This is a genomic window from Burkholderia sp. FW306-1C-G01B (assembly GCF_058781685.1).
The window spans coordinates 286,614-304,237 of the sequence record NZ_JBYSWZ010000001.1; the positions used below are offsets into that span (position 1 = coordinate 286,614).

Below are 17,624 nucleotides of genomic sequence, written 5' to 3' on the forward strand. Positions count from 1 at the left end.
GGCTCACGGTCGATCGGGCACTTGCTTCGACTCATGAGCCGCGGGTCATCATGCTTCGGCCACCGATGAGCCACGCCAACTACCCCGCTACCGCCTCCCCGCCCAGATACGCATCGCGCACGCGCGCATCGTCGAGCAGCGCCTTCGCGGGCCCTTCGAGCACGACGCGCCCCGTCTGCAGCACATACCCGTAGTGCGCGATCTCCAGCGCGAGGCTCGCATTCTGCTCGACCATGAACACCGTCACGCCCTGCTTGTTGATCGCATCGATCAGTTCGAGCACCTTGTCGACGTAGAGCGGCGACAACCCCATCGTCGGCTCGTCCATGCAGATCAGCTTCGGCCGCGCCATCAGCGCGCGCGCCATCGCGAGCATCTGCTGCTCGCCGCCCGACAGCGTGCCCGCGCGCTGCGCGAGCCGCTCCCGCACGCGCGGAAACAGGTCGAGCACGCGTTCGTAATCTTCCGCCACTGCCGTGCGGTCGCTGCGCGTATACGCACCCATCAGCAGATTCTCCCGCACGCTCATGTCGCCGAACAGCCGCCGCGCCTCGGGCACGGCCGCGATTCCGCGCCGCACGCGCTGCGGCGTCGCGAGCGCCGTCACGTCGTCGCCGTCGAAACGCACGACGCCGCGGCGCGGCCGCATCAGCCCGAGAATCAGCTTCATCGTCGTCGACTTGCCGCTCGCGTTGCCGCCGAGCAGGCTGACGATCTGCCCGCGGCCCACTTCGAAGTTCACGTCGAAGTGCACCTGCACCGGCCCGTAGAACGTATCGAGGTGTTCCAGTTTCAGCAGCGCGTCGGTCACGGTCGTGTCGGGTCCGGAGGAAAGCGTGTTCATGCGGCCGCCTGCGTCGTGCGCTCCGCGGCGGCACCGCCCGCATGGCGCCGGCCGAGGTACGCCTCGATCACGCGCGGATCGTGCCGCACGTCGCGCGGCGCGCCTTCGGCGATCTTCGCGCCGTTGTCGAGCACCATCACGCGGTCGGACACGCGCATCACGAGTTCGAGCTTGTGCTCGATCAGCAGGATCGTCAGGCCGCGCGCCTTCAGCGACTGGATCAGTTGCAGCATCTCGGCCGTCTCCGTCTCGTTCATCCCGGCCGTCGGTTCGTCGAGCAGCAGCAGGCGCGGATGCAGCGCGAGCGCGCGGCCGATCTCCACGCGCCGCCGGTTCGCGTACGACAGGCTGTGCGCCGGATGATCGATGCGCGGCGTGAGCCGTTCGCCGAACCCGGCGACGATCGCGCGCGCCTCGTCGCGCAGCGCCGCTTCCTCGCGCCGCACCGACGCGGGCCGCACGAGCGCGCGCAGCACCTCGGCCGCCGCACCGAGCGCGGGCCAGCCGGGCCGTGCCGCACGCAGCCGCGCATGCGCGCCGATCAGCACGTTGTCGAGCACGCTCAGGTTGCCGAACACGCGGCCGTGCTGGAACGTGCGCGCGATGCCGAGCGCCGCGAGCCGTTCGGGCGCCGTGCCCGTGATGTCGCGGCCGTCGAACGTCACGCGGCCGGCATCGGGCCGGTCGGCGCCCGCGATCAGGTTGAACAGCGTCGACTTGCCGGCGCCGTTCGGCCCGATCACGCTCAGCAGTTCGCCGTCGGCCAGCGTCAGGCTCGCGCCGTCGAGCGCGGTCACGCCGTCGAAGCGGCGCGTCAGGTCCTGCACGTCGAGCAAGGGTCGGGGGGTGGTCATCGCATTCCTCCTCACACCGTGCCGAGCAGGCCCTGCGGCCGGAACCGGACAAGCAGCAGCAGCACGACGCCGTAGATCAGCATCCGGTAGTCGGCCGCCCAGCGGAACAGCTCGGGCAGCCCGATCAGTGCGACCGCGCCGGCGATGCCGCCGAGCACGTTGCCGAGCCCGCCGAGGATCACCATCGTCAGCGCGAGGATCGACACCTGCGAATCGAAGGTCTGGTGATTGATGTAGCTGTACAGGTGTGCGGCGATGCCGCCGCTCACGCCGGCCGCGACGCCGCCGACCGCGAACGCGATCGCCTTGTAGCGGTTCGGCGCGATGCCGTGCGCGCGTGCGGCGACATCGTCCTCGCGCACCGCGCGCAGCGTGCGGCCGAGATGCGAGCGCAGCAGCCGCACCTGCACGAGCGCGAAAACGACGAGCACCGCGAACGTGAACCAGTACGCGGCGCGCGCGGTCGTCGCCCACGGCAGCGGCGCGATGCCGGCGATGCCGAGCGGGCCGCGCGTGAGGCCGTCCCAGTTCAGGATCACGAGGCTCACCACTTCGCCGATGCCGAGCGTCGCAATCGACACGTAGTGCCCGCGCAGCCGGAACGCCGGATAGACGAGCAGCGTGCCGAGCACGGCCGCGATCGCGCCCGCGCACGGAATCGTCACGGCTGGCGACCAGCCGAGATCCGACGACAGCAGCGCCGACGCGTACGCGCCGATCACAAGCAGCGCCGCAGCCCCAAGCGAGATCTGCCCGACCGTGCCCGCGACGAGCGTGAGGCTCAGCGCGAGCAGGCCGTACAGCCAGGCGTTGGTCAGCGTCTGCAGCACGTACGGCGACGCGCCGAGCCACGGCAGCACGGCCGCGAGCGCGATCAGTACGACGAGCGCCGGGCGCGGCACGCGCACGGCTTTCGCGGCCGCGAGGAAGGTGCCCGTCATCGGCTCGGGCGGCAGCGCGCGGTTCGCGCTGAACAAGCCGTTCGGGCGCCAGACGAGGAACACGATCAGCAGCCCGAACGCGAACAGGTCGCGATAGCTCGTGCCGAACAGCGCGACGCCGTAGCTTTCGACAAGGCCGAGCAGCAGGCTGCCCGCGATCGCGCCCGGCACGTTGCCGAGCCCGCCGATCAGCAGCGCGACGACGCCCTTCAGCGTCGCCTGGAAGCCCATCGCCGGATCGATGCTGTTGTAGTACATGCCGACCAGCAGCCCGCTCACGCCGCCGAGCGCGCACGCGATCGCGAACACGGTCTGGTTCACGCGATCGACGTCGACGCCCATCTGCAGCGCCGCGTCACGATCCTGCGCGGTCGCGCGCACGGCCCAGCCGAGCCGCGTGAAGCGCAGGAAGCCGTACAGCAGCGCGGCCGCCGCGATGCCGATGCCCGCGATCAGCAGGTCGAGCGAGCCGAGCGTCGTGCCGGCGATCCGCAGGTGCCAGTCGGGCAGCGGCGTCGGCACCGCGCGCGGGTCCGCGCCGAATGCGAGCTGCGCGAGCTGGTCGAGGATGAAGCTGATGCCGATCGTCGCGAGCAGCGGCGCGATCCGCGCCGCATGGCGCAACGGCCGCAGCCCGATCCGCTCGATCGCGACGCCGAGCGCGCCGCAGCCGACGACGACCGCCGCGAGCGCGACCGGCAGCGGCAGCCCGAAGCGTGTCAGGCACAGCCAGCCGATGAACGCGCCGGCCATGTAGACCGAGCCGTGCGCGAAGTTGATCAGGTGCGACACGCCGAAGATCAGCGCGAGCCCGACCGCGAGCAGCGCGTAGATGTTGCCGACGATGAGGCCGTTGAGCGTGTAGTCGACCAAGGAAGCCATCACGATGCGTCCGTCACTTGCATGCGGTTCATTCGGAATCAGCGCGCGGCGAGCTGCGGCTTCGCGCCGTCCCACAGCGCCCACTGTCCCTGCTTCACGACCAGATACACGGTGCGCGCGCCCGCGACGCGGCGCGTCTGCGGATCGAAGCGCACCTTGCCGAAGATCACGCTCGGCACGTCGCTCACTTTCGCGAAACCGTCGTGCGCGGCCTGGCGCGTCGTACCGTAGCGGCGCAGCACCTCGGCTGACAGGATCAGCGCGTCGTATGCGCGCGCAACGAACGAATCGGGATCGGCGTGGAATTTCGCGCGATAGCGCTGCACGAACGCCTGCACCTCGGGGCGCGGCTCGGCCGGGAAGAAGTTCGATTCCGTATAGACGCCGTCGACGGCCGCGCCGCCCAGTTCGAGGAATTTCGGCGAATACACGGAGCCGACCGCCGCGATCGGCAGCGCGACGCCCGACGTGCGCGCCTGCCGCACGATCTGCGCGCCGTCCGCGTAGTACGAGATCAGCACGATCGAATCAGGCTTCGACGCGCCGATCCGCACGAGCGTCGAGCGGAAATCCTTCTCCGCCGGCTGGTAGCCCTCGGCCGCGACGACCTGCGCACCGAGCCCGGCCACCGCCTTCGCGAAGATGTCCTTGCTGGTGCGGCCCCAGTCGGTGTTCAGGTACAGCACCGCGATCCGCTTGAAGCCGAGTTCCTTCACCGCGTAGCGCGCGAGCAGCGGCTGCTCCTCGGCCTGGCTCAGCGCGGTGCTCCACAGGTAATCGCCGCCCTTCGTGAAATCCGGATGCGAGTTCGTGAAGCCGAACTGGATCAGTTGCCCGCGCTGGTAGATCGGCGACGCGGCCATCGACGTCGCGCTCGAGAAATCGCCGAGCTCGATCGTAATGCGCGGATCGGCGACGAACTTCTGCGCGATCGCCACGGCCTGGCGCGGATCGCTGCGGCTGTCCTGGAAATCGATCGCGAGCGGCCGGCCGTGAATGCCGCCGCTGCCGTTGATCTCGTCGAGCGCGAGATCGAAGCCGCGCTTCCATTGCTCGCCGTATTGCGCGTCCTGGCCCGTCAGCGGCCCGCTCACGCCGACCACCACCGGCTCGCCCGACACGCCCGCCGCGAGCGCGCCGCCCGCCGACAAGCCCCATGCGGCAGCGAGCGCCGCCACCGTGCCCAGCACGCGCCGCCATGCGCCGCGTGCGTCGTTCCCCGAAACGTTCATGCCGCCCCCCACCTTCAGTCAGTCGAAAAGAGTGAGGGCATGTAACCATCCGGTTCAGGGCGATCCAACGAAGTTTTGCGCATATCGATATCGCGCGCGGCGCGAAGCGGATGACGCGCGCGGATGGCCATCCGCATGCGGCGCATCGTGCAGTGCGTCTGCGTGCATCGCATCGCGTTGATTCGATTGCGGTTTCCCGCGCGGCTCTCCTCTCAGCCGAGGCGCACGTACGCGCCGCCGGCCATCGCGAAGATCGCGCGCTTCGCAGTTTTCGCGCTGTCGATAGCAAAAATCATTATATGAATCGCGCATGCTCGCACTCCTACAATGCGCAAATCGCATCATCGGAACGCGTCATGGAGCTGCATCAACTCGAAGCCTTTTCCGCGGTCATGTCGGCCGGCAGCGTGACCGGCGCGGGCGAACTGCTCGGCCGCTCGCAGCCGGCCGTCACGCGGCAGATCCAGGAGCTCGAAGCCGATCTCGGCTACGCGCTGTTCGACCGGCACGGCCCGCGCGTCACGCCGACGCGGCGCGCGTTCCTGCTGTACGAGGAAGTCGAGCGCTCGCTGGTCGGCCTGCGCGCGATCGAGGCGCGGGCACGCGCGCTCGGAAACGAAACGGCCGAACCCGTGCGCATCGCGGCGACGCCGTCGCTCGCGGCCACGCTCGTGCCGGCCGCGCTCGCCGCGCTGCCCGACGGCGCACACGCGCCGCACTACCAGTTGCGCAGCGAATCGGCCGAACATGTCGTGCATGAAGTGCTGGCCGGCACGGCGGATATCGGCGTCGTCACGCTGCCGATGGCGCACGCGGGGCTCGACGTGCACTGGATCGCGCAGACGCCATGCGTCGCCGTGCTGCCCGCCGGCGACCCGCTCGCGGCGAAGCCGCGCATCGCGCTGCGCGATCTCGCGCGCCGCCGCATCGTCACGGTCGCGAACCGGCACCGGCTGCGCCAGCGGATCGATGCGGCATTCGCGGCCGCGCGCGTCGATGCACGCGTGTTCATCGAAACCAATGCGTCGCTGAATGCGGTGATGGCCGCGCGCGCGGGCATCGGGATCGGCATCGTCGATCCGGCGACGGGCGCCGCGCTGCCGGTGGACGGCGTCGTCGCGCGCCCGCTCGACGTCGACATCCCGTTCGCGTTCGGCGTCGCGACGCCGGCCGGCAAGGCGCGCACGGCCGCCGTCGATGCGCTGCTCGACGCGCTGCACCGCACGACGCGCGCGCTGCTCGACGACGTGACCTTTCACGACGCCGCCGCGCACGACGCGCTGCTGCGCGGCGACCGGCTGCGCAGCGAACGCGCACCGCGCCCGCCTCGCACGACACGCACGCGCCGCACCCGCCCGGAGGCCGCATGACGACGCCGCTCGACGCACTCGAAGCGCGGCTCGCGCAAGACCTGCGCTGGCTCGACCTGCCCGCGCCGTCGTGGGTGCCGCCGCGCGAGGCCGACGGCGCGCGCGTGCTCGACGTCGCGATCGTCGGCGGCGGCATGGCGGGGCTCGCGGCTTCAGCCGAACTGCGCCTGCTCGGCATCGACAACCAGTGCGTGATCGACCGCGCGCCGGCCGGCTACGAAGGGCCGTGGGTCACGTTCGCGCGGATGGACACGCTGCGCTCGCCGAAGCAGCTCGCGGGCCCCGCGCTCGGCCTGCCCGCGCTGACGTTCCGCGCGTGGTTCGAAGTGCAATACGGCCGCGACGCGTGGGACGCGCTCTACAAGATTCCGCGTACGCAATGGATGGATTACCTGCGCTGGTATCGGCGCGTACTCGACCTGCAGGTGCGCAACGACACGACGCTCGTCGCGCTGCGCCCGCGCGACGACGGGCTGCTCGCGCTCGACGTGCGCGGCAACGGCGAAGCGCAGACGCTGCTCGCGCGGCACGTCGTGCTCGCGACCGGCCGCGACGGCCTCGGCGGCCCGTACGTGCCGCCCGTCGCGCAACGCGCACCTCGCACGCGCTGGGCCCACTCGTCCGAGCCGATCGACTTCGCGGCGCTCGCGGGCAAGCGCGTCGGCGTGGTCGGCGCGGGCGCATCCGCGTTCGACAACGCGGGCACCGCACTCGAAGCCGGCGCCGCGCGCGTCGACCTGTTCTTCCGCCGCGCGGACATTCCGCGCATCAACAAGCTGACCGGTATCGGCAGCCCGGGCCTCGTGCACGGCTACGCCGATCTCGACGATGCGACGAAGTGGCGCTTCATGCACTACGCGTTGACGTCGCAAACGCCACCGCCGCGCGACAGCGTGCTGCGCGTGTCGCGCCACGAGCACGCGCATTTTCATGCGGGCAGCCCGATCGAGACGCTCGCCGACCGTGCTGACGGCCTCGACGTGACGACGCCGCGCGGGCGCTACACCGTCGACTTCCTGATTTTCGCGACGGGTTTTCATTCGGACTGGACGACGCGTGCGGAATTCGCGTCGTTCGGGCAGCACGTGCGGCGCTGGAAGGACCGCTATCGACCCGAACCGGGTGCATGGCTCGACGAGCTCGCCGAATCGCCCGATCTCGGCCCCGCGTTTGCGTTCCAGGAACGCGAGCGCGATGCGTGCCCTGCCGTCACGCGGATTCATTGCTTCAATCATGCGGCGAGCCTGAGCCACGGCAAGCTGTCCGGCGATATCCCGGCCATCAGCGCGGGCGCCCAACGGCTCGCGCGCGGCATCGCGAGCCGGCTGTTCGACGCCGACCGCGACCGGCACTACGACGCACTCGTCGCGTATGCGAACGCCGAGCTGCAAGGCGACGAATGGCGCGACGCCGACGCATGAGCGCGCGTTCATCGATCACATAAACGACGAAGGGAAACCAAAACGATGACTGAATCCATCACGTCGGCCGCCGCGCCGGACACGATCGACGCGGTAGCCGGCCTGCGCGACGGCGATGCCGTGACCGCACTGCGCCGCGCGCGCGACAAGGTGCTGCTCCATACGCGGCTGAGCGAAGCCGCGCTGTTCGATCCGGCGTTGCCCGATCTTTCGTTGGTCGAAAGACTGCATGCCGCAAGATACGTCGCGCAACGATCGAACGCGCACGCACTGGCCTCGACGTATCGCACGCGGCTGCTCGACGCGGGCGGCATCGCCGAGGACATCGCGCTCGCCGACGCCGATGCGTTCGACGCGCTCGCCCCGCGCGTTGGCGCGATCCTCGCTCATGCGCGGCTGTTGACACACGCGCCCGCCGATGCACGCCCCGCCGACCTCGATGCGCTGAGGTCGGCCGGACTCACGACGCCCGCGATCGTCGCGCTGTCGCAGCTCGTTGCGTTCGTCGCGTATCAGTTGCGCGTCGCGGCTGCCGCGCAAGCGCTTCAGGCACGTGCCGCGAAGGAGGCCGCATGACGACGCCCGCCCACGGCTTCACGTCCGCCACACTCGGCTGGCGCGCGTGGCTCGACACGGTATCCCTCGATGCCGCGACACCCGATCAGCTTGCGGCACTCGAAGCAAGCCACCCGCATGCGAAAACATCCGACTACTACCTGCTGCTCGTCCACCTGCCCGAAATCCTGCGGCAGCGCTCGGGCGTATTCAACGCGATCATGTACGGCCCGGGCGGGCTGTCGCGTGCGGAGCGCGAACTCGCCAGCACGGCCGTGTCGCGCGTGAACGGCTGCGTGTATTGCGCGTCGGTGCATGCGCAGCGCTTCGCGCAGCTCGCGAAACGCACCGATGCGATCGAGCAGGTGTTCGACGATCCGGCGACGGCCGGCACGACGGCACGCGAACGCGCGATCGTGCGTTATGCGATCGCGCTGACCGAACGGCCAGATACGGTAGATGCGGACGACATCGCCGCGCTTGAAGCCGAAGGGCTGACGCAGGAGGACATTCTCGACCTGTCGCACGCGGTCGCGATCTTCGCGTGGGCGAACCGGTTGATGCTGACGCTGGGGGAGCCGGTGTTTCCGGAGCCGGCAATCGACGCCTGATTCGGCGACGCACACCCGACGGCATACGCTGCCCGGGTGTCGCCCGACACATCGATCATGCGATGCGTCGCCGACGCCGAACGCGCGCCCCCGACGCGCATCGCGCGTGACGCCGCACCCGCGCGGCGTCGCCTCCGCTCAGCGCCAGCTATCGACGTAATCCGCAACGAACCGCTCGAACGCGATCGGCGCCCGCCCGAGCAGCGCCTGCACGTCGGCGCTGACGGCCGCCTTCAGTTGCGCGACGAGTTCGCGCCCGATGTTCCCGGTCGCGCCGGTCACGAGAATGGTGTGGGACATGATGTGCCTCCTGATCGCAAATGGAATTCGCGCCGTATTGCCGGGCCGCGACGACCGCCTCGACATACGAAGCCGCCATCGCTGCCGTGCCGGCGCGCAAGCAGCTCCGCGCCCGTTCGCGTTCGTCACGGATAGCTGATGATGCGCCGCCTTTCCGTGGAACACGACACGACGGACCTCATCCTAGTCGCGCTCATTCATGCCGAATAGTCCATAATGTGTCGAATTAATTTCAACGATTTCGATCGAATCGTCATGAACGATCTGCGTGTGCTGGAAAGCTTTCTCCGGACCGTGGAAGCCGGCAGCTTCTCCGCGGCGGCCAACCGGCTGGGCGTCACGCCTGCGGCCGTCAGCAAGCATGTCGCGAAACTGGAACGCAGCCTCGGCACGCGGCTGTTCCGCCGCACGACGCGCAGCCTCACGCTGACGGAGGCCGGCGAACGGCTGTACGCCGAAACGTCGGCGGCGGCCAACGCGCTGAGCCAGGCGATGGCGACCCTGACCGAGCGCGACGCGCGTCCCGCCGGCACGCTGCGCATCAGCATCGCGCCGGGGTTCGGGCGCCAGTACGTGTTGCCGCTGATGCCGGCGTTTCTCGAACGCTTTCCGGACCTCCGGCTCGACTGGAGCCTCGAGAACCGCCACGTCGATCTGGTGAAGGAAGGCTTCGACGCCGCGATCGGCTCGGGCGTCGAGGACGACGCAAACGTCGTCGCGCGCGAGCTGGTGCCGATCCGGTTGCTGACGGTCGCATCCCCCGCGTATCTGGCGAAGCACGGAGAACCGGCGACGCTCGCCGAGCTGTCGCGCCACGACTGCATCCGGTTGCGCTCCGCGACGACGGGCCGCGTGCGCGACTGGGCGTTCACGGTGAATGGCGAAACGGTGACGGTCCCGATCGACGGACGCGTCGTGCTGACCGACCTGGATGCCATCTGCGATGCGGCCGTGGCAGGCATGGGGCTCGCGCGGCTCGGCGCGCATCATGTGCTGCCGTATCTCGACGAAGGCCGGCTCGTGCGCGTGCTCACGCGCTATCCGGCGACGGCCGGCACGATCTACGTGTACTACGCGCACGCGCGCCTCACGCCGCCGAAGGTGCGCGCGTTCGTCGAGTTTCTGACGGAGTCGTTTTCGCGAAGCGACTGGCGGGCGCGCGTCGACACGTTCGGTTGACGGGAATCGACAGGCGCCGGCTTGTCACGCGCGGTCGATTCATGCCGACCTCCCGACGCGGGCCCGGCCCGCGTCACGCCTTGTGCGTCGACAACAAAATACTCGTCTCGGTACTCGCGATCCCGTCGATCAACCGGATCGCGCCGAGCACGCGATCGAAATGCTCGAGCGAATCGGCGTGCAATTCGGCGACGAGATCCCAGCGCCCGTTGGTACTGTGGATCGACGCGACGTTCGGGTGCCCGCGCAGCACCTTCACCACTTCCGCGCCGCGATTGCCCTGCACCGCGATCGACATCAGCGCGCGGATCCGGTGCCGTTCGGCCGCCGGCTTGAGCCGCACCGTATAACCCCCTGAACGCGGTCGGCGGCGATTGCCCCGGCAAGACCGAGCTCGAAGCGGGCGTGCTGCACGCGGGCCGCGTGTTCGTCGAATTCGAGCCGCAGTCGCGCATCGAGGGCGAGATCCAGCAGATGCCGGCCGACTTCCCCGTCACCGAGCTGTGGCGCGTGCTGCAGGGCGAAACGACCGGCCGCGAACGCGCGGACGAAGTCACGGTGTTCGACTCGGTCGGCTTCGCGCTCGAGGATTATTCGGCGCTGCGCTACCTGTATGCGCTCGCGCAGCAGCACAACGCGGGCGTCGAGATCGCGCTGATTCCGCCGGCCGTCGACCCGAAGAACCTGTTCGCGCTGATCGACGACCCGGCCGCGATCGCGCAGGGTCACGCGGCATTCGTCACCGAAGCCGTCGCCGCATTCGCGCGCTGACCGTCATCGCCGGGTGGCCTATGCGCCGCCCGGTTCCCTGCCTTTCGCCCCTTCCTTCCTTGAATCTCGTATCGATCCAAGCGCCGGCCGCCGTCGTGATGATCCGGCCGCATCGTTTCCTGCCGAACCCGCAGACCGCGGCCGACAACGCGTTCCAGCGCATGGCCGCCGGCAGCGCGGGCGACCCGACGTCCGTGTCGGTGTCCGCCGCCGCGCGCGACGAAGTCACGGCCGCCGCGCAAACACTCGCCGACGCAGGCGTGCACGTGCACGTGTTCGACGACCACGGCGAGCGCGACACGCCCGACTCCGTGTTCCCGAACAACTGGTTCTCGACGCATCCGGGCGGCCACGTCGCGCTGTATCCGATGCACAGCCCGAACCGCCGCCGCGAGCGGCGCGCGGACATCGTCGAGATGCTGAAGGCCGAGTATCGCGTGCAGGACGTGATCGACTATTCGGGTCTTGAATACGACGACGTATTCCTGGAAGGCACGGGCGCGATGGTGCTCGACCACGTCGCGCGGATCGCATACACCGCGCGTTCGCGCCGCGCCGATCCGGTCGCGCTCGAACGCTTCTGCACGCACTTCAATTTCGAGCCGATCTGCTTCGATACGGCCGACGCCGACGGGCGCCCGATCTATCACACGAACGTGATGATGAGCGTCGCAACCGAGTTCGCGATGGTCGGCCTCGACCTGATCGCCGACCGCCGGCGCCGCGCCGAAATCGCGCAACGCCTGACTGAAACGGGACGCGCGGTGATCGCGCTCGATCAGTCGCAGATCGCGAACTTCGCGGGCAATACGCTGGAATTGTCGGGAAGAAACGGGCGCGTGCTCGCGCTGTCGCGGCGTGCGTTCGATTGCCTCACACCCGACCAGCGCGCGACGATCGAGCGCTCCGCACGGCTGCTGCCGCTCGACGTGCCGACGATCGAACTGGCCGGCGGATCGGTGCGCTGCATGCTCGCGGGGATTCATCTCGCGCGGCGGGCAACCGCGCCGGATGCGATCGCCGGAGAATCGGCCGCATCGCCACGCGAGACGACGCCGCAGATCTGACCGGCAACCCGGCAAAGCGCAAACGGCTGCCGATGCGATGCAACGGCAGCCGTTTTCTTGTTCGACGGGGCATTGAATCGGCGGGCGTCGGCCCGCATCGGCAACGCCGCGGAATGCTCCGGCATCCGAACGATACCGGAGCCCGCCGCGCTGCTCACCCGGCCAGCAGCTTCAACCCGGCCGGCAGCGTCTCGCCGAACACACGCACCGTGTCGGCTTCGTCGAATGCGATCGCTTCGCGCACCATGTCGATCCATGCGGCCGATGCATTCGCGGCCGACAGACGCTTGATCACCGCGTCGCGCGTATCGTCCGGCAGGTCGCGCGAACGGTCGCCCGTCATCCGGGCAATCTGCGCAGCCGCGAATGCGGCCGGCTCGACCTGCTTCCAGTCGAGCGCGAACAGCGCGTCGAGCCAGCCATTGGCGACTTCCGCAGGCACGACACTGTGCGCGCTGCCGTAGAACGGCCGGCGCGCACCGATGCGCCCGAGCGCCCATGCGCACAGCGCACGCTCGGCCGGCTTCTGCAATTGCGCGATCAGGCGCTCGGCCAGCTCGACCTTGCGCTCGACGGGCAACCGTTCGAGCGATGCGGACAGCCGCGTCATGTCGGCCGGGCCGACCTTGCCCGGATCGAACGGCAGCTTGCGCCGCTTGTCGTCGGACGGTTCGAGGAACGCGATCGCGTCGCGCACCTGCGTCTGCGCATCGTCGTCGAGACCGCCGGCCACGCGCCGCCACAGCGTCCACCACTCGGACCATACCTGAGCGTCGTTCACGTATTGAATCCCGTCGTCGAACAGCGGCCAAAGCTGCTCGATGCGCCACGCGTCGAGCGGATGGCCGAAGCCCGGACGCAGGCAATAACCGGCGAGGTTCAGCCACGCGCGTTCGTGATCGGCCGAGCGCCGGCGGCGCCGCGCCCGCGCAAGCAGCGCGTCGAACAGTTCGCGCGCGAGCGCGACGTCCCACTCGTCGCGCGGGCCGAGCACCTGCTCAAGTTGCGCGCGCAACCGGCGCGTATCCTTCGGCGTAACGTCGGCGGCCTTGCTGCCGAACGAGCGCTCGATCAGCTCGATGGCCTGGTCGAGACGCGGATGCCGCGCGGGCGCATCGTCGCCGCCGTGCGCCGGCGCATCGCCGCGCAACTGGAATTCGAGCCGCCAGCGGCGTGCCGCGTCGTCGGTCGCGATGCAATGCATTTCGAGCGTGCCGACCTCGGTCAGCGATGCGGTGAGCTTCACCGGCGTTTCGCGCGCATCGCTGCCCGCCTGCCGCTCGACGACCGTCGCGATCGGCGGCAGCCGCACGAAATCGCCGCCGTCGAGTTCGACCAGATCGCCGGGCCGGTACGCGGTCTCGGCCACCGTCGATACGAGGTGGAAACGCACCGGCTGCCCGAGCTGCAGCGCGAAGGTGCGATCCTCGAGCCGGATCTCGCGGCCCTCTTCCGCGCCGCGCGGCAGCAGGCAGACGCCGCGCGCGGCTGCGTCGCCGGCGCCATCGTCGAGCACGAGGAAATAGCTGCGCGCGGAACCGCCGCCGATGCGCGGCGCATGCCCGGCGCGCGCGAGCCCGTAGGCCACCGCGCCGCGCGCGACGGCCACGTCCGGATGCGCGTTGTGCAGCACGTCGAGCGGCGCGCCGCGCCACGCGCCGAGCGTCTGCGCGAGACGGCCGGCGAGCGCGCCCGCACGGAACACGCCGCCGTTGAGCAGCAGCGTGTCGGGCAGCGGGCCTTCCGCATGACGGTTCAGGAACGCGGCGACGTGCCGCGTGACGGCCGGGTCGCTCGCATACGGCAACCCGAATTCGACGATCGCCGCCCGCGCGCGGCGCGGCAGTTCGCCGGCCTCGACCTGCGGAAAGAAACCGTCGACGACGATCTGTTCGACTTCCTGCCGTGTCAGTTCGGCCGAACGCGCGCCGCCGACGAGCTTGCTGCCCGCGCCGAGCAGCGTGACGGTGACGGACGCCGGTGCGTCGTCGCCGAGCAGCCGCTCCTTCGCCGCACGGCAGCGCTCGACGAGCTGCGACAGGCTCGCGGCCGACAGCCGCGTGCCGGGCTCGGTCAGCCGCGTCTCGACCAGGCGCGCGAGCGCGAGGTCCATGTTGTCGCCGCCGAGCATCAGGTGGTTGCCGACGCCGACGCGCGTAAAGGTCGGCTCGCCGTCGTCGCCCGGTGCGACATCGACGAGCGTGAGGTCGGTCGTGCCGCCGCCGACGTCGCAGATCAGCACGCGCCGCGCGTCGGCGAACGTGTCGCGCAACGTCGCGCGCTGGCCGTACAGCCAGTCGTAGAACGCGGCCTGCGGCTCTTCCAGCAGCCGCAGCGCGGGCAGCCGCGCGCGCCGCGCGGCCTCGACCGTCAACGCGCGCGCGCCGTCGTCGAACGACGCGGGCACCGTCAGGATCACGTCCTGCTTCGCGAGCGGCGCATCGGGAAAACGTGCGTCCCACGCGTTGCGCACATGCGCGAGATAACTCGCGCTCGCGTCGACCGGCGATACCTTGTCGACGCCGTCGGCCGCGCCCCACGGCAGGATCGCCGCGAGCCGGTCGACCGATGCGTGCGACAGCCAGCTCTTCGCGCTCGTCACGAGCCGGCCCGGCACCTGCGCGCCGAGCGTGCGTGCATAGCGGCCGATCACGGGCGGCAGCGCGTCACCAGCGCCGCTGTCACGACCGGCTGACCCGCCGTCACGGCCGCCGCCCGAACGGGCGGCCGCGTCGCGTGCGCCGGCCGCCTGCCACGGCAACCTCAACGCGTCCGCCGCGAGCTCACCGGCCGCCGGGTGATAGCGCACCGACGGCAGCAGCGGCTGCGCGGCCACTGCGCCGGGGCCGACGAGCTGCTCGACGTCGAACACGCGGATCGCGTCGGAGCCGGCCTCGACGTATGCGACGACCGTATTGCTCGTGCCGAGGTCGATGCCGACCGTATAGCGCTTCATCGCGCTCAGGCGGCGCCGCGCACGTCGAACTCGACCTTCCAGCGCTCGTTCGTGCCGCTCGGGATCGCCTCGAGTTCGAGCGTGCCGGCTTCGGTCACGCGCGCATGCAGCTTCACCGGCACGATCTCGCCGACCGTGCGCCCTTCGGCGGGCAGCGTCGCCTGGATTTCCTCCAGCTCCTGCAATTCTTCCGGCGACCAGTAGTCGAGCAGCGTACCGACCTGGTCCTGGCGGCGCACCGACGAACCGAAGAAGCGGAACTGCACCGGTTCGCCGACGACGAGGCCGAACTCCTGCGGCGGCAGCGCCGCGTCCGAGCCTTCCTCCATCCCGAACGGCGCGACGCACAGCGCCTGCACCGGCGGTTCGAGCCCCGGCACCGCGGGCATCGCCGATTCGATCGCGACGTAGTACGCACGCGCCGTGCCGCCGCGAATGCGCACGCCACGGCCGCGCTTCACGTAGCCGTAATAAGCCGCGCCGCGCGCGACCGCGAGATCGAGATCGGCGCCTTCGAGCAGGCGCGCGGGCGGCGCGCCTTCGGCGGCCAGCCAGCTGTTGAGCGTATCGAGCACGCGCTGCGTGAGCAGCGCCGACTTGAACACGCCGCCGTTGAACAGCACGGCCGTCGGATGCAGGAACGTCGCACCCTGCGGCAGCGTACGCTGCACGCCTTCGAGCGTGTCGAGCGCCGCGACCTGGCGGCCGAGGAACGCCGCGAGATGGCGCGTGATGCCCGCGTCCTGCGCATACGGCAGGCCGAGCTGCGTCAGGCCGACGCGCGCGCGGCTCACCGGGCGCGCGGCCGCATCGACCTGCGGGAAGAAGCCTTCGAGGATCGTCTGCGTGAGTTCCGCGCGCGTGAGCTCCGTGCGGATCGAACCGCCGATCAGCTTCGAGCCGCGGCTCGGCACGACGAGCGGAACCGCGTCGGTCGTCGGGTCGGACAGCAGCGTTTCCTTCGCGGCGCGGCATGCGTAGGTGAGCGCGCGCAGTTGCCACGGATCGGCCTGCGTGCCCTGCTGCGCGAGCTTGCGCGCGACCACGTGCGCGAGCGCGAGGTCCATGTTGTCGCCGCCGAGCAGGATGTGCTCGCCGACCGCCACGCGATGCAGTTCGAGATTGCCGTCGCGCTCGACCACCGCGATCAGCGACAGGTCGGTCGTGCCGCCGCCGACGTCGACGCACAGGATCAGGTCGCCGACCTGCACCTGCTTGCGCCAGCCGCCTTCGCTCTTCTGGATCCAGCTGTACAGCGCGGCCTGCGGCTCCTCGAGCAGCGTCATCCGCGTGTAGCCGGCGGCAAGTGCGGCCTCGGCCGTCAGTTCGCGCGCGGCCGGATCGAACGATGCGGGGATCGTCACGGTCACGTCCTGGTCGGCGAACGGCGCGTCGGGATGCGCGTGGTCCCACGCTTCGCGCAGGTGCGTCAGGTAGCGGATCGAGCTTTCCAGCGGCGACACGCGCGACACTTCGGGCGGCGCATCGCTCGGCAGGATCGCCGCGCGGCGGTCGACGCCCGGGTGGCACAGCCAGCTCTTCGCGCTCGACACGAGGCGAATCGGCGTGCCGGCGCCGCGCGTGCGCGCCATCTCGCCGACCACGAAGCCGCGCGAGGCCGTCCACGGCAGCGTCAGGTCGCCCTGCGTCAGTTCGCTTTCATGCGGCAGATAGAGGAACGACGGCAGCAGGTCGCGCGACTCCAGCGCGCCGGGCGCGGTGAGCTGCGCGATCGGCAGCACCTGCTGCGTGATTGTTTCGCCGTCGCTCGCGGCGCTGTCGACGTACGACAGCGCGCAGTGGGTCGTACCGAGGTCGATACCGATCGAATAGCGCGGATCGCTCACAGTTCCACCTCCGCCGGTGCGACCACCGATGCGTCGTGGCTGCCCGTCAGCTTCGGCAGGCGCACGTCGGCGACGCGCCAGCCGCGATGACTGACGGTGCCCGTGAACGGCGCCGAGCCGACCACGTTGCCCGTCACGCGCACGGCCGTCGCGTCGAAACCGGCCGGCAGCGTCACGCGGCTGCCTTCGGCTTCGTCGCGCACCGGCACGATCGTGAAGTGTTCGCGCAGCGCGGCACGGCAGCCGTCGTGCACGAGACGCGCAGCCGCGCCGATGTCGGCGTCCGCGTAGCCGGCGATGTCTTCCTCGACGAAGTCGATGAAGCGCGCATCGCGCTGCAGCAGGCCGAGCAGTTGCAGCGCGGCCTGCGGGCTCGCTTCGCGCAGCTCGGGCGCCGGGGCCTTCACGGGCGCAGGTGCGGGGGCCGGGGTCGGTGCGGCCGCGGGTGCCGGCGCGACCGCTGCCGGGGCGCCGTCGCGCACGCGCAGCACGCCGGCCGCGAACTCGCGGTTGCCGAGCACGGAGAAGAACGTGCCGACGGCAAGCGACAGCCGGCCGAAGAAGGACAGGTTGGATTCGGGCATGGGGTCTGACTCCTGTGGGCTCGCGACACGGCGAGCAATCTTGCCTGGGCGCCCGGCGGCGGCGTGCGAAATGCGCACTGCCGCCGCCCGGCGCGTGATTCGGACGCGCCCTCGCGGGTGCGGAAAACCCGTATTTTGCCCTGTGGCGGGCGAACCGGACAGAAGTTGGGGGACAGAACATTGCGGCGCGACGGTTTGGGCCGCGCCGGA

16 protein-coding genes and 1 pseudogene are annotated in these 17,624 nt (G+C 70.3%); 8 read left to right on the forward strand and 9 right to left on the reverse strand.

Annotation, left to right across the window (positions count from 1 at the left end; genetic code table 11):
* Positions 1–79 precede the first annotated feature (79 nt).
* Genes AC3WLY_RS01265 through AC3WLY_RS01280 form a run of 4 tightly spaced genes read right to left on the reverse strand, consistent with a single transcriptional unit; the run spans position 80 to position 4,753 of the window.
* On the reverse strand, positions 80–844 hold the full coding sequence (locus AC3WLY_RS01265; protein ID WP_492310122.1) for an ABC transporter ATP-binding protein: 765 nt from the start codon (positions 842–844) through the stop codon (positions 80–82).
* The gene (locus AC3WLY_RS01270) at positions 841–1,698 is read right to left on the reverse strand and encodes an ABC transporter ATP-binding protein (RefSeq protein ID WP_175960702.1); all 858 of its coding nucleotides are present in this window, start codon (positions 1,696–1,698) and stop codon (positions 841–843) included. The genes AC3WLY_RS01265 and AC3WLY_RS01270 overlap by 4 nt, the downstream gene beginning before the upstream one ends.
* Before the next feature lie 11 nt (positions 1,699–1,709).
* Entirely contained in the window at positions 1,710–3,521 is a 1,812-nt protein-coding gene (locus tag AC3WLY_RS01275) for an ABC transporter permease (protein WP_492310149.1), read from the reverse strand.
* 38 nt (positions 3,522–3,559) lie between these two features.
* Entirely contained in the window at positions 3,560–4,753 is a 1,194-nt protein-coding gene (locus AC3WLY_RS01280; protein ID WP_492310123.1) for an ABC transporter substrate-binding protein, read from the reverse strand.
* A gap of 123 nt (positions 4,754–4,876) precedes the next feature.
* Here AC3WLY_RS01280 and AC3WLY_RS01285 point away from each other — a divergent pair, with 123 nt between their 5' ends.
* The 5 genes from AC3WLY_RS01285 to AC3WLY_RS01305 are packed head-to-tail and all read left to right on the forward strand — an operon-like array spanning position 4,877 to position 8,710.
* Positions 4,877–5,056, forward strand: coding sequence for a hypothetical protein (locus AC3WLY_RS01285; RefSeq protein WP_492310124.1), 180 nt, complete (start codon positions 4,877–4,879; stop codon positions 5,054–5,056).
* A 53-nt stretch (positions 5,057–5,109) separates the two neighbouring features.
* A complete protein-coding gene (locus AC3WLY_RS01290; RefSeq protein ID WP_492310125.1) occupies positions 5,110–6,123 on the forward strand; it encodes a LysR substrate-binding domain-containing protein in 1,014 nt (337 codons plus the stop codon).
* Positions 6,120–7,544, forward strand: a complete 1,425-nt coding sequence (locus tag AC3WLY_RS01295; RefSeq protein ID WP_492310126.1) for an NAD(P)-binding domain-containing protein — start codon at positions 6,120–6,122, stop codon at positions 7,542–7,544. Before AC3WLY_RS01290 ends, AC3WLY_RS01295 begins: the two co-directional genes overlap by 4 nt.
* A 45-nt stretch (positions 7,545–7,589) precedes the next feature.
* A complete protein-coding gene (locus tag AC3WLY_RS01300) occupies positions 7,590–8,120 on the forward strand; it encodes a CMD domain-containing protein (RefSeq protein WP_492310127.1) in 531 nt (176 codons plus the stop codon).
* A complete protein-coding gene (locus tag AC3WLY_RS01305; protein WP_492310128.1) occupies positions 8,117–8,710 on the forward strand; it encodes a peroxidase-related enzyme in 594 nt (197 codons plus the stop codon). The genes AC3WLY_RS01300 and AC3WLY_RS01305 overlap by 4 nt, the downstream gene beginning before the upstream one ends.
* A 138-nt stretch (positions 8,711–8,848) precedes the next feature.
* Here the strand turns inward: AC3WLY_RS01305 and AC3WLY_RS01310 are convergent, their stop codons facing one another.
* The gene (locus tag AC3WLY_RS01310) at positions 8,849–9,010 is read right to left on the reverse strand and encodes a hypothetical protein (protein ID WP_492310129.1); all 162 of its coding nucleotides are present in this window, start codon (positions 9,008–9,010) and stop codon (positions 8,849–8,851) included.
* A gap of 255 nt (positions 9,011–9,265) precedes the next feature.
* On the opposite strand from AC3WLY_RS01310, the gene AC3WLY_RS01315 reads away from it, so the two are divergent.
* Complete coding sequence (locus AC3WLY_RS01315; RefSeq protein ID WP_425130129.1) at positions 9,266–10,189, forward strand: LysR family transcriptional regulator; 924 nt, start codon at positions 9,266–9,268, stop codon at positions 10,187–10,189.
* 73 nt (positions 10,190–10,262) lie between these two features.
* Here the strand turns inward: AC3WLY_RS01315 and AC3WLY_RS01320 are convergent, their stop codons facing one another.
* Positions 10,263–10,625, reverse strand: coding sequence for an Lrp/AsnC family transcriptional regulator (locus tag AC3WLY_RS01320; RefSeq protein ID WP_492310150.1), 363 nt, complete (start codon positions 10,623–10,625; stop codon positions 10,263–10,265).
* Between AC3WLY_RS01320 and AC3WLY_RS01325 the strand changes: the two are divergent.
* Positions 10,544–10,960, forward strand: a pseudogene (locus AC3WLY_RS01325) (Rossmann-fold NAD(P)-binding domain-containing protein); the annotation flags it as partial. The gene AC3WLY_RS01320 and the pseudogene AC3WLY_RS01325 sit on opposite strands and share 82 nt — an antisense overlap.
* Positions 10,961–11,019: 59 nt before the next feature.
* Entirely contained in the window at positions 11,020–12,027 is a 1,008-nt protein-coding gene (gene ctlX / locus AC3WLY_RS01330; RefSeq protein ID WP_492310130.1) for a citrulline utilization hydrolase CtlX, read from the forward strand.
* A gap of 154 nt (positions 12,028–12,181) precedes the next feature.
* On the opposite strand, the gene AC3WLY_RS01335 is transcribed toward ctlX, so the two are convergent.
* Genes AC3WLY_RS01335 through AC3WLY_RS01345 form a run of 3 tightly spaced genes read right to left on the reverse strand, consistent with a single transcriptional unit; the run spans position 12,182 to position 17,414 of the window.
* On the reverse strand, positions 12,182–14,983 hold the full coding sequence (locus tag AC3WLY_RS01335) for an Hsp70 family protein (protein ID WP_492310131.1): 2,802 nt from the start codon (positions 14,981–14,983) through the stop codon (positions 12,182–12,184).
* 5 nt (positions 14,984–14,988) lie between these two features.
* Positions 14,989–16,830, reverse strand: a complete 1,842-nt coding sequence (locus AC3WLY_RS01340) for an Hsp70 family protein (RefSeq protein WP_492310132.1) — start codon at positions 16,828–16,830, stop codon at positions 14,989–14,991.
* Positions 16,827–17,414, reverse strand: a complete 588-nt coding sequence (locus AC3WLY_RS01345; RefSeq protein WP_175960723.1) for a DUF2760 domain-containing protein — start codon at positions 17,412–17,414, stop codon at positions 16,827–16,829. Before AC3WLY_RS01345 ends, AC3WLY_RS01340 begins: the two co-directional genes overlap by 4 nt.
* Positions 17,415–17,624: the final 210 nt, after the last annotated feature.